A 14,831-nucleotide genomic window follows, 5' to 3' on the forward strand; every position below is an offset into this window, starting at 1 on the left:
CCCGAACCCATTTGAGGGTCCTCGCTCGCAGACACTAGGCTCGCCGGCGAGCCGCGATCCCGGAGGTGTCCTGTGCAGAAGTGGGAGTACGCGTCCGTGCCGTTGGTACCGCATGCCGTCCAAGAGATCTTGAACAACTGGGGAGACGACGGATGGGAGCTCGTCCAGGTCTATCAGCCGGGCGAGGTGCCGGGCACCGTCGCCGTCTTCAAGCGGGCGAAGGCCTGACGTGCCGGGCCCGGAGGACCGACTCGCCGAGCTGGGCCTGACCCTGCCGGAGGCTCCGGCCGCGGTGGCGGCGTACGTGCCGGCGGTCGTTCACGCCGGACTGATCTGGGTGTCGGGCCAGGTTCCGATCCGCGACGGCGGGCTGCCGCGTCTCGGGCTGGTCGGCCGCGACATCTCCGTCGAGGACGCTGCCGAGGAAGCCCGGTTCTGCGCGCTCAACGCGCTCGCGCACCTCAAGGCCGCGGCCGGCTCGCTCGATCGGATCGAACGCATCGTGAAGCTGACGGTCTTCGTGGCCTCGAGCGCCGGCTTCCACGCGCAGCCGCTGGTCGCCAACGGCGCGAGCGAGCTGTTCCAAGCGGTGTTCGGCGAGTCGGGCCGCCACGCCCGCTCCGCGGTGGGCGTCGCGGAGCTGCCGCTCGGGGTTCCGGTCGAAGTCGAAGTCGTCGCCGCGCTGAAGGGCTAGTAGTCGGCCAGGGCGCGAACGTCGCCCGAGCGTTTCGTGAACCCAACGGCGTCGAGATGCTCGAGCAGCGGGATGAGGTACTTGCGCGTGGTGCCGAGCACCTCGCGGATGCGTGACGCGGTGAGGGGACCTTCCGCGCGGACGGCGTCGGCGATCGCACGCCGAGCGCGCTCGTACACTTCGTGGGCGAACACGATATCGGTCGCCACCACGACGATCTCGCCCGAGTCCGCGAGCGCCGCCACCAGCGGTGCGCCGTGGGTCGCCACGAGCTCCTTCATCGGCGGCGGCGCGAGGCCGCCGGCCTCGAGCGCGTGGATCAGCCGGTCGCGTGCCGCCTGGTGCTCGGGAGAGAGCGTCACCCGATGGGTCGCGAGCCGGATGAGCGGGCCCTCGGAGGACACGTGATCCGGGAGCGCGTCGAGGAGAGCGGCGAACACCTTCGGGTCGATCGAACCCGCTGCAGCCCGGGCCTCTTCGCGGGGCATACCCCGAGCGAGCGGGTTGACTATATGGAACGCGCGTAACGTGGCCAGCAGCGACTCCGTCGAGCGTGCGAGCCACGCGGGCGAGACGGCATAGCCGCGGAGCGGACCGTACGGCCCGCCGGCGCCCGCGATCCAGCGCAGGTCCGCTGCGGCCACGACGCCGCGCTCCTCGATCACGGAGGCCGCGAAGCCTTCGCGTCCCGCGTCGCGACGTGCGCTCAGATCGGTGATCCTTTGGCTCCTCTCGGCGGCGCCGAGCGGCCGGCGTGCCGGATGCGGGTCGAGGATCTCCCCCCCGGCGACCGTTTCGCTGCGTCCGCTGTCCCGGAGAACGAAGCGGTCGAAGGCGTCCGCGATGATCTCCTCTCCGAGCGTCAGTCGAGCGAACGCACCCTCTCCTCCCTCCGTTGGCTGCGCTTCGATCCAGCGCAGCCGCGCGTCAACCTCGGCGGAGCCGACGTGCAGCTTGAACGCGCCGCGCGCGCCGACGGCGCGACCCAGCCCACGAACGGGGCGCATCCATACGTCGAGCAGCGTGGTCGGCCTCCATCGACCGGGGTGCACGGCGGCGTCGCCGCGACGGATCTCGCTCCGGTCGAGGCCGGCGACGTTCAGCGCGACCCGGCTTCCCGGCTCGGCCTCATCCCGGTCGCGCTTGTGCGTCTGGATCGATCGGATGCGGCCGGTTCCGTCGCCCGGCAGGATCGCGATCTCGTCGCCCACTCGCAGGCGGCCGCCGGTCAGCGTTCCGGTCACCACGGTTCCGGCGCCCTTGACCGAGAACGACCGGTCGACGAACAGCCTCGGCCGGCCGAGATCGGGGCTCGGCGATGTCCGGTCGAGCATCCGCTCGATCGCCGCAACGAGTTCGTCGAGCCCGTCTCCCGTCGCGGCCGATACGGGGACGACCTCCGCGCCCTCGAGCGCGGTCCCCTCGAGCCGTCCCGCGATCGCGGAGGCGGTCGCATCGAGCTGGTCGCGGCCGACCAAGTCGCTCTTGGTGAGCGCGACCACGCCGCCGCGCGCGCCGAGGAGATCGAGGATGGCGAGGTGCTCCTCGGACTGCGGCTTCCAGCCTTCGTTCGCGGCGACCACGAAGATCGTCGCGTCGATCGAGCCGGCGCCTGCGAGCATGTTGGACACGAACCGCTCGTGGCCCGGGACGTCGACGATCCCTACCTCGCGACCGCTCGGAAGTGTGAGCCACGCGAAGCCGAGGTCGATCGTGAGGCCGCGAGCCTTCTCCTCGGCGAGCCGGTCGGGATCGATGCCGGTGAGGCGCTCGATCAGCGTGCTCTTGCCGTGATCGACGTGCCCGGCGGTTCCCAGGACGTGCATCAGCGCGGTACGCGCGTGCGCTTGAACTCGTTCAGATCGGTGCGGTGGATGTTCTCCAGGAGCTCGTCGATGTCCTCGGGCCTCGCCGGGCGCATGAGCCGGACGAAGACCGCGTCGTCGCCTTGGATAACGGTCGGCACGCCGAAGACGGCCCAGCGGTCGACCGCCTCCGCGTGCTCGGCGGCGAGCGTGTGGATCGGGCGGTCGGAGGCCACCTCTTTCGCGACCGCATCCGGATCGAGCCCTGCCGCCGACGCCGCACTGCGGAGCTCCTCTTCGATGAGCCGCTTGCCGTGAACGTGGCGGATGTCGAAAACGCGGAGATGGAACTCGCCGAACCGCTCGGGGAAGGAGTCGCGAACCGCGAGCCCCCACTCGAGCGCTCGGACCCCGGTGCCGCGTCCGTCGGGCGGCCGCTCCCACACCGGGGCATCACCTTCGGGGACGTGCACCTGATCGAGGGAGAACGGCAGGAATCGCGCGGCCCAGTCGTGGCCGTCGCGCAGCCCGGCCACCAATCCCATGTGCATGTGCCGGGCGAACGGGCATCGGTAATCGAAGGTGATCGCGAAGTCTCGAGGCATGGGAGTAACCCTAAACGGTTCCGCTGGGGCGTGGCCGGGCGCTCAACGCCGCCTGGAGCGCCGCTGCGAGGTCCTCGTCGTCCGCCGGGTCGACGGTACGAAGGTCGAGCACGAATCGTCCGTTCTCGAGCCGGCCTATCACCGGCGGGTCGTTGGCCCGAAGGACGCCGGCGAGGACGCTCGGGCGAGGGTGGTTCGCGACGACCAGGATGGTCGGCAGCGTCCGGCCGGGCAGCGAGCCCCCGCCGGTGACGCTCTCGCCGGGCTCGGCGGCCGCTTCGCCGGGACCCATGCCGGCGACGAGGCGCTCGGCACGGGCACGGATCACTTCGACGGGGTCCGCGATCGCGCGAACGGCCGGGACATCGTTGGCTTCGCCGCGCGCGTGGGACAGCGCGGTCGCTTCCATCGCTGCGAGCGTGAGCTTGTCTGCCCGAACGGCGCGAGCGATCGGGCTGCGGCGGCAGGCGTCGATGAGCACGCGTCGCCCGACGAGCACGCCCGCCTGCGGCCCGCCGAGGAGCTTGTCGCCCGAGAAGCACACCAGGTCGCAGCCGGCCGCGATCGCGCTCGACGCGTCGGGCTCGCCGCCAAGCCGTTCGTCCGCCTCCAAGAGCCCGCTCCCGATGTCGTAAAGGAGCGACACGCCGGCCTCGTGCGTGATCGCCAGGAGATCCGCGAGCGACGGCTCCTTGGTGAATCCCACGACCTGATAGTTCGAGGGATGGACCTTGAGCACCAAAGCCGTCTTGTCGCCGATCGCACGGCGGTAGTCCTTCGCGTGGGTGCGGTTGGTCGTGCCAACCTCGCGGAGCAGCGCGCCCGAGGCCTCCATCACGTCGGGGAGCCGGAACTCGCCGCCGATCTCGATGAGCTCGCCGCGCGAGACGATCACCTCTCTTCCGCGCGCCAATGCCGAGAGCGCGAGCAGCAGCGCGCCGGCGTTGTTGTTCACCACGAGCGCGGCCTCTGCGCCGGTCATCGCCGCGAGCAAGGTGGCCGCGACCGGCGCACGGGAGCCGCGCTCCCCGGTGCCCAGGTCGTACTCGAGGTTCATGTACCCGGCGGCCTCCTGCGTCGCTTGCGATGCGTCGGTCGAAAGAGGTGCGCGTCCGAGGTTGGTGTGCAGCACGACGCCGGTCGCGTTGATAACGCGGCGGAGCCGCTGCCGGTCGAGCTCGGCCGCGCGCTCGGCGACCCGTTCGGCGATCGCGCGGGCGTCGCCCGGCTCCTGCCCTCGGCGAGCCAGCCCGCGGGCGCGCTCGATCTCGTCGGCCACGAAGCGGCGTGCGAGGGCAGGGCCCCAGTCTGTGGCTGCTTTTTGGGCGTCGGGTTCGCGCAGGACGGCGTCGACCTGTGGGATCTTGCGGAGCAGCTCGACCTCGGTCACGACAGCGGCATCGTAGCGGGCTGCTAGTTTGGGGCCCAAGGAGGCTCCTATGACGTTGGAACTAGAGCACGACCAGTACGTGATCCGTCGCAAGTTCCTGAGGCTATTCGGCAACGAGTTCCGTGTGTTCGACCCGGCGGGACAACAAGTCCTGTTCTCCAAACAGAAGGCCTTCAGGATCCGCGAGGACATCCGGGTGTGGAGCGGCGACGACATGCAGATGGAGCTCCTGCACATCGGGGCGCGGCACATCGTCGACTTCTCCGCGGCGTACGACGTTGTCGACTCCACGTCCGGAACCAAGGTCGGCGCGCTCAAGCGCAAGGGCTTGAAGTCGATCGTGCGCGACGAGTGGATCCTGATGGACGCGAACGACCAGGAGATCGGCCTCTTCCAGGAAGACTCCGTCGGCATGGCAATCCTCCGCCGTTTCATCAACTTCATCCCGCAGAAGTTCCACATGGACGTCGGCCAGTCGCACGTGGCGAACATGCGACAGAACTGGAACCCGTTCGTGCTGAAGATGACGATCGACTTCACGCCCGACACGCAGAAGCTGCTCGACCGGCGCCTCGGGCTCGCGGTCTCGATCCTTCACAGCGCGATCGAAGGGAAGCAGCAGTAGCGATCGAGCAGTTCGGATCGACCGGATCAGACAGAGCTTTGGGCGGGAAAACTGGAGCATCGTGCGTGCTATCCTCGAAGCGCGATGACCGAAGTTGCTTGGACCGCCATCGGCCTCCTTGCTGCGACCCTGTTCGGCTCCTTCTTCTACCTAGGAGCTCGGATCGACAATCTCGGCAATCGTTTGGACTCGCGGATCGACAGCTTCGGGGCCAAGTTGGAATCACGGATCGATGGTCTCAGCGCTCGCATCGACGGTCTCGACTCGCGCATCGACGGTCTCGGCGCTCGCCTGGACGCCCGGCTCGATGGATTGGAGAGTCGGATGGACGCCATGAACGCCCGGCTCGACGTTCATGTCGAGCGCCACGCCCGGTAGCGTCGCTCAAAGCCCCAGCGTCCTCGCGATGATCATGCGCTGGATCTCGCTCGCGCCTTCGACGATCCGCATCATGCGCACGAAGCGGAAGATGCGTTCCACGGGACCCTCGGTGAGCACGCCCATGCCGCCGAACACCTGGATCGCGCGGTCGGAGACGCGGCTCGCCATCTCCGTGTTGTAGAGCTTCACGATCGACGATTCCTTGATCGGCTGCTCGCCCTGATCCACCAGCCACGCGAGGTGGTAGGTCATCCAGCGTGCTGCTTCGATCTCTACGACCGAATCGGCCAGCATCCACTGGATCCCTTGGTACTTGCCGATCGGCTTGCCGAACGTCTTGCGTTCCTTCGCGTAGTCGGCGGCGACGCGCACGCAGTAGTCGGACAGCCCGAGGCACATCGCGCCGATGTACGCGCGGCCGGCGTTGAGGAAGCCCATCGCGGCCTGGAAGCCGAAGCCCTCCTCGCCGACGATGTTGGTGGCCGGCACCCGGCAGTCCTCGAAGATCAGCTCGACCTGATTCGTGTCGCCGGCGATCGTCTTCTGGCGCTTGCCGACGTTGTAGCCCGGCGTGTTGCGGTCGACGATCAGCGCGGTGATCCCACCGGCGGCTTTCTTCTCGGGATCGGTGACGGCGAACACGACCGCGAAGTCGGCGTCGGCGCCGTTGGTGATGAAGTGTTTCGTGCCGTTCAGAACGAAGTGATCGCCGTCGCGGACCGCCCGCGTGCGGATCGCCTGGGCGTCGGAGCCGGCGTCGGGCTCGGTCAGCGCGAAACACATCGTCTTCTCGGCTTTCACCAGCGGGACCAGATACTTCTTCTGGAGCTCGGGGGGCGTGTTGAGGAGCAGCGGTGTCGGCGCCTCTGGATTCGGAGGGCCGAGGACCCCGATCGCCATCCGGTACCCGCTCTGGGCCGCGGCCTCGATGAGCAGCGTCATGCCGAGCACCGACAAGCCCCAGCCGCCGACCTCTTCGGGTAGGTGCGCGCCGTAGTAGCCGATCTCGGCGGACTTGCGGCGCAGGCCCCGGGCGGCGTCCCGCATCTCCTGCGTCCACTCGTCTTCCTGGATCTGTTGCCGGAACTGATCCTCGACGGGCCGGACCTCGCGCTCGAGGAACGCCTTGAACGACGAACGGACCTCTGCCAACTCGGGGGGGACGCTGAAATCCATCGGGCCTCCTGGCGATCGCGTGCAGGGATCGTACCGGCCGGGATGGAACCCCCCAAGCTCGCAAAGCGTTCTTATCGCGAGCCATGATGCAGATCACGGTGGAACAGACGGAACCCCTGGTCGGGGGGCGACTCGCGGTGCTGTACGCGGAGCATGCTCCCGAGGCCGTGCGGCTGGCCTACCTGCTGACCGGGAACCGTCCCCAGGCCGAGGACCTCGTTCAGGACGCGTTCGTGCGGCTGGCAGGGCGCTTCCTCGACCTGCGTGATCCGCAGGGTTTCGGCCACTACCTTCGGCGAACGATCGTGAACCTCACCAACTCCTGGTGGCGGCGCAAGAAGGTCGAGCGCGCGTACCTCGAGCGCGAGATGCAGCACCCCGTGGCGGCGGATGCATCGGGACACGATCCCGTCGAGCGAGAGGCGTTGTGGCAGTCCCTCCAGCGTCTGAACGCGCGACAGCGAACGGCGATCGTTCTGCGCTTCTATCAGGATCTTTCCGAGGAGCAGACCGCCGAGGCGATGGGTGTGCCTCGAGGGACCGTGAAGTCGCTGGTTTCTCGCGGCCTCGAAGCGATGCGCGGACAGATCAGAGGTGAGTGACGTGGAAACCGAGATCCGGCAACTACTCCGCGACAAGGCTGCAGACGTCGGCCTCGATCACGTGCTGCCGCGTTCCACGCTTGACCGTGCCCGCCGGCGTCGCGTGATGATCGGCGCTGGTTCGGCCGGCGCACTGGCCGCGGTTGTCGTCGGCGCTGTGATCACGGTCGGGACGCTGACGGGGACCCGCGCAATCGAATACACGGGTCCGACCATCGAGCCCAGGACGAAGACTTCGGTGACGATCGGAGGTATGCCCTCCGAAATCGTTTCCGGTTTCGGAAGCATCTGGGTGGATGCGCACGACCAGATCGTCCGGATCGACCCGCGTAGCGCAAAGATCGTGGCCAGGATCGAGATGGTCGGGGACGCGAGGCGGACGGGGAATTTCACCGAGCGCGATGTCTACTACCTCGGTCAGCGGGGGCTCACGGCGGGTGAGGGCTACGTCTGGGCGGTCGGAACCAGCTTCGGAACGCAGTTCTCCGGACAGGCGTCAACCCTGGACGGCGGATCGTCCGGTGATGTTCAAGCTGGGCCCTCTACGTCGGCGAGCTTCTCCGTGCAGGCCCAACCGCTCCGGCCCGGCGAAAGTCCAACGATCCGCGCGGGCTCAGAGCAGTTGCCTCCGCCCCCGACTTCAACGCCAGATCCGCGCGTCCCTTCCTCGTGGTCACTCCTTCGGATCGACCCCAAGACGAACGGATGGAAGCGGATCTCCATGGTCGAAACCCGTAACCCTGCGGGGATGGTGGCCGGAGGGGGGGCGCTGTGGGTTGCCGGAGAGGGCTTCCCCGAGGCGGGCGCCGTCTACCGCATCGACCCTGCAACGGGGCGCATCACGCAGACGATCGAGCTGCAAGGTGCGCCGACGGGGATCGCCTTCGTCGACGGCGCCGTGTGGGTTCCGGTGATGGGGAACGGCCTCGACGCGGGGTCGGTAGTGAAGATCGATCCGCGCGAGAACCGTATCGGGCAACGCGTCCGCATCCCGCGTGCCTTCATCCTGGAAGGGATCGCCGGCGCGGACCATGCCCTTTGGGTCGGAGTTGCCCTCGATGAGGGCAACGACGAAAGATCGGATGCCGTGGTGCGCATCGACACCACGTCCGGCCGGCTGGTGGACGTGATCTCGGCGCCTCAGCTCCCCGTGCACCTCGCAGTCGAGAGCGGTTCAATGTGGTTCCTTGGTCAAAATCGGGACCAGGTGTTCCGCATCGACGTCGCAACGGACCTGTTGGACGGCAGGCTGCAGGTCCAGCCGCATCCCCAGGCGATAGTGGCCGAAGGGGCACGGTTGTGGGTCCTACGAGAGCCGGATGGTTCCGTCACCCGGTTCGAGTTCTGAGGCGTCGGATCGTCGAGGCCGGTTCAGCGCCCGAGGCGCGCCTCCCCCGGAGCCGCGAGAGCCGTTCGCCTCCGGGTGCGACGCTGTGCGCCGTGGCGGAAGGCCTTCGCAGGACGAGCGGGGCGTGAGTATGCCCATTCGGACATGAACGGGAACCCGGCGCGCATGGTATTGCGTCAAAAGAAGTGACGTTCGCGCAGGAGGCGGCCATGACGGCACATCCGGATCCTCGAGAGGCGCCGCCGCGGGCGATCGCGGATCGCATCCACCGGGGCGTGCTCCTCGGGATGATCGGCGTCACGCTGCTGCTGATGCTCACCCTAGGCTCCCCCTCGCGCGGGGTCGGAGGCCGCCATGCGGAGAGCGCGGCCCAGGGTTCGGCGCCAGCCGTCGTGGCGGTGATCCCACTGGTCGGCAGGACCTCAGCGGTTCTCGTCGAGCATGAGGAAGTGTGGACGCTGAGCGCGCACGCGGCCGAGCGGATCGATCCGGAGACCAACCAAGTGGCCTTCACCATCCCGAAGCTCGACGACGCGGGTTTCGGGGGCTGGTTCGCGCTCAGCGAGGACTCGCTTTGGATCGAGGAGGAAAGCACCACGTGGAGCACCCGCAATGGGATGTTCCGGTTCGATCGCGATGCTGGCACGCTGACGGGCCGGCTGGACTTCGGGTCGGGCTACCCGCACGGATCTGTGTGGGCCGAAGGTTCGATCTGGACCGCCGCGCTCGACGGCCGCCTTCTCCGCATCGACACCTCCTCGGGAGCCCTGGCTGGGGAAGTCCGCATCGGCGCCGGGCCGCTGTGGGCGCTGGCGGCGACGAACCAGGCGATCTGGGTTACGTCGGGGCTCGAAGGCGCCGTTCTGAAGGTGGATCTCGAGAGCCACGAGATCGTCGCGAGAAGCTCGGTAGTGAATCCGATCGACGTTGCCGTGGGGGAGGGCTCGGTATGGGTGGCCTCGTCGGGGGCCATGGGGTATGACAAGTCTTGCTCCTGCGAGACCTGGGCTTCGCCTCCTGCCGTTTATCGCATCGATCCTCTCAGCGGGAAAGTGCTCGACCGCATCGAAGTGGCATCGGCGGGCCCGGTGGCGGTTGGCGCGGGGGCGGTCTGGGTTGCAGGCGGCGGGAACGGATCGGGCATGGTCAGCCGCATCGACATCTCCACCGGAACCGTTACCGACCAGATCATGGTCGGCGCGTACCTCAGCGACGTAGCCGTGGGAGAAGGCGTCGTGTGGGTGACCGACAACGGTGACGGCGTGACGTCGCAGGCCGGGAGCCTGATCCGCATCGATCCGGGCTCCGCCATCGCGTAGCCGTTCCGCAGGGGAACCGCGATCGGCGCGCATTGCTACGATACGCGCGATGCCCGATCCCGCGTCTCGAGACGAGATCAGACGACGCGTGCTCGAAGACCGGCCCTCATTCGCCGTACCTATCGATCCCCCCGGAAGCATCTCCCCGGCCCGAGACTCCGCCACCGTCATGCTCGTGCGCGATGGTGCCGGCGGGCTCGAGGTGTTCATGCTCGAGCGTCACCTCAACAGCGACTTCGTAGGCGGGGCTTATGTGTTTCCCGGAGGCACGATCGATCCGCGGGACCTCGACGCAGACGCGGCCGGCTATCTAGACGGCCCGACCGTCGCCGAAGCCGTCGAGCGCATCGACGCGCCTGAGGATCGCGCGCTCGCGTTCTATCTGTGTGCGATCCGGGAGACGTTCGAAGAGGCCGGCGTGCTGCTGGCCCGCCGTAACTCCGAAGGCGTGCGCTTCGACGATGCTGACGAGGAGAGGCGGTTCGCCGGATACCGGGACGAGCTGAACGCCCGCGGCGGATCGCTCGCGGAACTCGCGAAGCAGGAATCGCTGCGGTACTCGGGGGACCTGCTGCACTACTACGCGCGCTGGATCACGCCGGAGTTCGCGCCCAAGCGCTACGACGCTCGCTTCTTCGTGGCGACGATGCTCGAGGGGCAATCGCCGCTGCACGACGACGTCGAGACGACGGCGAGCACGTGGATCCGTCCGGCCGACGCGCTCACGCGGGCGGCCGAGGGGCTGTTCTCGATCATCTTTCCGACGCGCAAGACGCTCGAGAGTCTCGCCGGGTTCCCGACGGCCGGTGAGGTGATCGCGAGCACGCGCGGCAAAGAGATCCCCGCGCAACTCCCGAAGGTGGTGCTCGCCGACGGACAGCCGCGGGTCGTGCTCCCCGGCGACTCAACGCTGCACGAGCCGTGAGCGACGGCACCCAAACCAGCGCCGTCCGCTGGCTGTCCGAGCGGGTGCGGCTGATCCTCGCGCCGAATCCTTCCCCGATGACGCTCGAAGGCACCAACACGTACGTGATCGGGGATGCCCGTTCGGTCGTGGTCATGGACCCCGGGCCGAACCATGATGATCATTTGGCCTCGATCGAAGCCGTGGTCGCCGGCGTCGATGTTCGAGCCGTCGTCATAACCCACCGGCACATCGACCACGCCGAAGCCGCCGAGCGCGCCGCCGAGATGTTCGGGGCCGTGATCGCGAGCAACGCCGAGCCGATCCGGCCCGGTGACGTGAAGATCGCGGACGGGGAGAGGGTCGGCGGGCTGCTGACGGCGGTCGCCACGCCGGGCCATTCCAGCGACCATCTGTGCTTCGTGCTCGACAAGGAGCGGACGCTGTTCTCCGGTGACCACATCCTCGGACGGGGGACGACCGTGGTCGCGGATCCCGACGGCGACATGACGCAATACCTTGCTTCGCTCGAACGGCTCCGAGATCTGGATATCGACCGCATCTATCCGGGCCATGGGCCGGTGATCGAGCAGCCCGGCCCGGTGATCGAGGAGTACATCGCCCACCGGCTGATGCGCGAAGATCAGATTTTCGACGGTCTGGCGGCCGCGGCGGGCCCCGTCACCCCTGAGGAGCTCGTCGCGAGCATCTACACGGACGTCGACCCCGTGCTGCACCCGGTCGCCGCGATGAGCGTCCGGGCTCATCTGGCGAAACTCGCACGCGAGGGCCGGGCGGTTCAGGATAAGGAGCGATGGCGACCGAGATAGAGACCAAGACTTGCCCACGGTGCGGTTCGGGAGTGCCGACGAGCGCGCGTTTCTGCCCGACGTGCGGCCTGTCGCTCGGCGAAGCGGCGCGTGCCGAGCGTCGCGTCGTCACCGTCCTGTTCGCCGACCTGACCGGCTTCACCGAGATGAGCGAGCGGCTCGATCCTGAAGAGGTGAAGTCGATCGTCGATCGCGCCTTCGAGGGGCTCGCCGAGCTCGTCACCCTGTACGGCGGCAGTGTGGACAAGATAATCGGAGACGAGATCATGGCCGTGTTCGGCGCCCCTCAGGCGCACGAGGACGATCCCGAGCGAGCGGTGCGCTGCGCGCTCGAGATGCAGCGTAACCTCTCGACGTACTCGCATCAGCTCGAGCGGGATCGAGGCGTGAAGCTCGGCATGCGGGTCGGGGTCAACACGGGGGAGGTCGTCGCCGGGATCGTCGGCGGCGCCGATCAGTACTCGGTCATCGGCGACGCGGTGAACGCGGCGAAACGGATCGAGACCGCGGGTCGGGCGGGCGAGGTCCTGGTCGGGGAGCGCACGTATCTCGCGACCGCCGGCGCGATCGAATACCGCGCACACGAGCCGATCGTCGCCAGGGGCAAGTCAGAGCCGCTGGCCGTGTGGGAGGCCGTCACCGAACGCGCGCTCCCCGGCCAGCACGTCCACCGGCTCGAGGCACCGCTGATCGGCCGCGACGAGGAGCTGGAGATGCTCGAGGCGCTGTCGGGGATCGTTCGGCGCGATCGCCGCTCGGCGCTGGCGACCATCCTCGGCGCGGCTGGGATGGGGAAGAGCCGGCTCGCCGAAGAGTTCGCGCGCCGGCTGGAAGGGCAAGGCATCCGCGTCCTCGCCGGCCGCTCGCTCCCGTACGGTACCGCCTCGCCGTCGTTCGCCGTCGAAGAGATGATCCGCGCCGGGCTGGACATCGAGCAGGGGGAGAACCCGGATACGGCCCGGGCGCGCGCGGCAGGAACGATCGCTTCGCTCGGCCTCGTCGCCGAGACCGACCGGCTGCTCGCGCTGGCCGGGCTGAAAGATTCGGTCGGCGGCAGTGGCGGCGGCAGCGTCGGACCGACGGCGAGCCAAACGCCGAGCGCGGGCCGCGGCAACGAGTCACTGCAGTCCGCCGCGGCGCTGCTCGAGGCGCTGGCCGGGCGCGAAGAGCTGCTCGTCCTCGTGTTCCACGAGCTTCATTGGGCCGACGAGTCGCTGCTCCGCTTCGTTCAGGATCTGGTCGACGGAGGGCGCGAGGTTCCGATGCTCATCATGTGCCTCGCGCGTCCCGAGCTCGTCGAACGGTGGCCGGTGTGGACCGGACGATCGGACTCGGTCGTCCATCAGCTCGAGCCGCTGCCGCGCGATCGTGCCGCCCAGTTGCTGGACACCCTCTGCAAGGGAGGCGGGCTCCACCCGGCGATCCGCGAGTCGATCCTCGAGCGGGCAGGCGGCAACCCGTTCTTCATCGAGGAGCTCGTGCGGCTGCTGCTCGACGAGGGCGGCTTGCCGGCGACCTCCGACACCGCCGATCTCGCCGACACCGTGCCGGTCACCGTGCAGGCGCTGGTTTCGGCGCGGCTCGACACGCTCCCGCAGGACGCGAAGCGGATCGCGCAAACCGCCGCCGTCATCGGCGACGAGTTCTGGGACGGGGCCCTCGTCGGCCTCGAGCCCGATCTCGGGCCGGACGTGGTCGAGCAAGCCCTAGCGGAGCTGATCGACCGCGAGATGATCGAGCCGGCCGCGCGTTCGAGCCTTCCCAACGAACGCGCCTACCGCTTCCGGCAGGCGCTCGTCCGCGAGGTGGCCTACGGAAGCGTGCCGAAGCAGGCCCGCGCACGCCAGCACGCCGCGCTCGGCAAGTGGCTGGAGGACGTCACCTGCGAGTGTGACTTGGAGCGCGACTTCGCCGACCTCGTCGCCCATCACTACGAGCGGGCGTCGCGGCTCGCGTCGGAAGTTGGCGTCGATCTGCCGGAGGCGCGCGAGAAGGCGCGCGAGTACCTGGAGCGCGCCGGCGACCTCGCGATCTCGCTCGATGCCGCGGCGGCTGCCGCCGACTTCTTCGATCGCGCGCTCGAGTACGCGCGCGATGATGAGGACCGGCTCCATCTGCAGCTGCACCTCGGTGAAGCACTCGTTGGCTGCTGGCGGCCGATCGAGGCGGAGCGGCACCTGCGCGCCGCCTACGACCGCGCGAAGGACACCGGCAACCGCGCGGCAGAAGCGAAGGCACTTCGGCTCCTCGGCGATCTGTCGCGCATCCGCGGAGACGTCGAAGAGGGCCGTGCTTTGCTCGAGCAGGCGCTCGAGATCGCGCGGGAGATCGGCGACCGCGTCGAAGAGGCGGAAGGGCTCCGCTCCCACGGGCTCGCCGATCTATTCCAAGGGAAGCTCGAGTCGGCGCCGATCTGGTTCCGGCAGGCGCTCGCGCGCTACCGGGATCTCGACGACCGGCGGGGGCAAGCGTGGAGCTTGGTGAACCTCGGCTGGGTCGATCTCCTGCTCGGGAAGCTCGATACGGCGAACGCCTCGCTCGAGGAAGCCTTGCAGCTCTTCGGCGAGCTGGGCGATGCGGAAGGGGCGGGCTGGTGCCTCGGCCTGCGCGCCTGGGTGCTCTTGTTCGAAGGACGGCTGAAGGACGCCGCCGACTTGGTCCGTCAGATCGAGAGCGCCATCGTCCAAGAACAGAGCCCGGGGCGGCGCGGCATGGGCGGGTTCGGCTGGGCGATCGGGCGCGTGCTGCTCGCGTTCGTCGCGCTGGACAGCGCGCGGCTCGCCGAGGCTCAGGATCTTGCCCGGCAGGGCCTCGCCATGTTCGAGGAATCGGATGCGGTGTGGGGTTTGGGGATGGCCCGATTCCCGCTCGGGGTCGCGACGATGATGCGCATGCAGTTCGACGAGGCGAAGGAGATTTTCCGTGAGGGCCGGCTTCAGGCCGAGCGCTCGAGCGACCCTATGGTGAAGAGCCTCGTGGCGTTCGGCGCGGCGTTGGTCGAGCTGGGCAAATATGCGACGTTCAAATTTCAGGCCACTGGTCAAGAATCCCGATGGGGGGCCGAGCGCTACGTTGCCTTCGTGATGCATTCAGACGCCGACGCGGGCGTTGTCTGGATCGACCTCGGCGAAGCGGCTCCGATCGACGAGTTG

General features: G+C 68.5%; 14 protein-coding genes. 10 read left to right on the top strand and 4 right to left on the bottom strand.

Annotated features, from left to right (window positions below; all coding sequences use genetic code 11):
* Positions 1 to 72: 72 nt before the first annotated feature.
* Positions 73 to 228, top strand: a complete 156-nt coding sequence (locus WEB06_20685; GenBank protein MEX2558036.1) for a DUF4177 domain-containing protein — start codon at positions 73 to 75, stop codon at positions 226 to 228.
* A 1-nt stretch (position 229) separates the two neighbouring features.
* A complete protein-coding gene (locus tag WEB06_20690) occupies positions 230 to 694 on the top strand; it encodes a RidA family protein (protein MEX2558037.1) in 465 nt (154 codons plus the stop codon).
* Here WEB06_20690 and selB read toward each other — a convergent pair.
* From selB to selA, 3 genes are read right to left on the bottom strand one after another with little or no spacing between them, the layout of a single operon-like run.
* The gene (selB, locus tag WEB06_20695) at positions 691 to 2,520 is read right to left on the bottom strand and encodes a selenocysteine-specific translation elongation factor (GenBank protein MEX2558038.1); all 1,830 of its coding nucleotides are present in this window, start codon (positions 2,518 to 2,520) and stop codon (positions 691 to 693) included. The two genes, WEB06_20690 and selB, sit on opposite strands and share 4 nt — an antisense overlap.
* Entirely contained in the window at positions 2,520 to 3,104 is a 585-nt protein-coding gene (locus WEB06_20700; protein ID MEX2558039.1) for a DsbA family protein, read from the bottom strand. The genes selB and WEB06_20700 overlap by 1 nt, the downstream gene beginning before the upstream one ends.
* Positions 3,105 to 3,114: 10 nt before the next feature.
* Complete coding sequence (selA, locus tag WEB06_20705; protein ID MEX2558040.1) at positions 3,115 to 4,494, bottom strand: L-seryl-tRNA(Sec) selenium transferase; 1,380 nt, start codon at positions 4,492 to 4,494, stop codon at positions 3,115 to 3,117.
* Positions 4,495 to 4,543: 49 nt separating this feature from the next.
* Here selA and WEB06_20710 point away from each other — a divergent pair, with 49 nt between their 5' ends.
* On the top strand, positions 4,544 to 5,119 hold the full coding sequence (locus WEB06_20710; protein MEX2558041.1) for a hypothetical protein: 576 nt from the start codon (positions 4,544 to 4,546) through the stop codon (positions 5,117 to 5,119).
* An 84-nt stretch (positions 5,120 to 5,203) separates the two neighbouring features.
* Positions 5,204 to 5,497, top strand: coding sequence for a hypothetical protein (locus WEB06_20715; GenBank protein ID MEX2558042.1), 294 nt, complete (start codon positions 5,204 to 5,206; stop codon positions 5,495 to 5,497).
* Between the two features lie 6 nt (positions 5,498 to 5,503).
* On the opposite strand, the gene WEB06_20720 is transcribed toward WEB06_20715, so the two are convergent.
* On the bottom strand, positions 5,504 to 6,676 hold the full coding sequence (locus tag WEB06_20720; protein MEX2558043.1) for an acyl-CoA dehydrogenase family protein: 1,173 nt from the start codon (positions 6,674 to 6,676) through the stop codon (positions 5,504 to 5,506).
* Positions 6,677 to 6,762: 86 nt separating this feature from the next.
* Between WEB06_20720 and WEB06_20725 the strand changes: the two genes are divergently transcribed.
* The 6 genes from WEB06_20725 to WEB06_20750 form a co-directional block, all read left to right on the top strand.
* Positions 6,763 to 7,278, top strand: a complete 516-nt coding sequence (locus tag WEB06_20725) for a SigE family RNA polymerase sigma factor (GenBank protein ID MEX2558044.1) — start codon at positions 6,763 to 6,765, stop codon at positions 7,276 to 7,278.
* Position 7,279: 1 nt separating this feature from the next.
* Positions 7,280 to 8,626, top strand: coding sequence for a hypothetical protein (locus WEB06_20730; protein ID MEX2558045.1), 1,347 nt, complete (start codon positions 7,280 to 7,282; stop codon positions 8,624 to 8,626).
* A 209-nt stretch (positions 8,627 to 8,835) separates the two neighbouring features.
* A complete protein-coding gene (locus WEB06_20735; protein MEX2558046.1) occupies positions 8,836 to 9,945 on the top strand; it encodes a hypothetical protein in 1,110 nt (369 codons plus the stop codon).
* Between the two features lie 49 nt (positions 9,946 to 9,994).
* Positions 9,995 to 10,870, top strand: coding sequence for an NUDIX hydrolase (locus WEB06_20740; protein ID MEX2558047.1), 876 nt, complete (start codon positions 9,995 to 9,997; stop codon positions 10,868 to 10,870).
* On the top strand, positions 10,867 to 11,679 hold the full coding sequence (locus WEB06_20745; protein MEX2558048.1) for an MBL fold metallo-hydrolase: 813 nt from the start codon (positions 10,867 to 10,869) through the stop codon (positions 11,677 to 11,679). Before WEB06_20740 ends, WEB06_20745 begins: the two co-directional genes overlap by 4 nt.
* Positions 11,664 to 14,831, top strand: a 3,168-nt coding sequence (locus WEB06_20750; GenBank protein ID MEX2558049.1) for an adenylate/guanylate cyclase domain-containing protein, incomplete at its 3' end; no start/stop codon positions are given. The genes WEB06_20745 and WEB06_20750, both read left to right, overlap by 16 nt.

The sequence above is a fragment of the Actinomycetota bacterium genome, assembly GCA_040905475.1.
GTDB lineage: Bacteria > Actinomycetota > AC-67 > AC-67 > AC-67 > DATFGK01.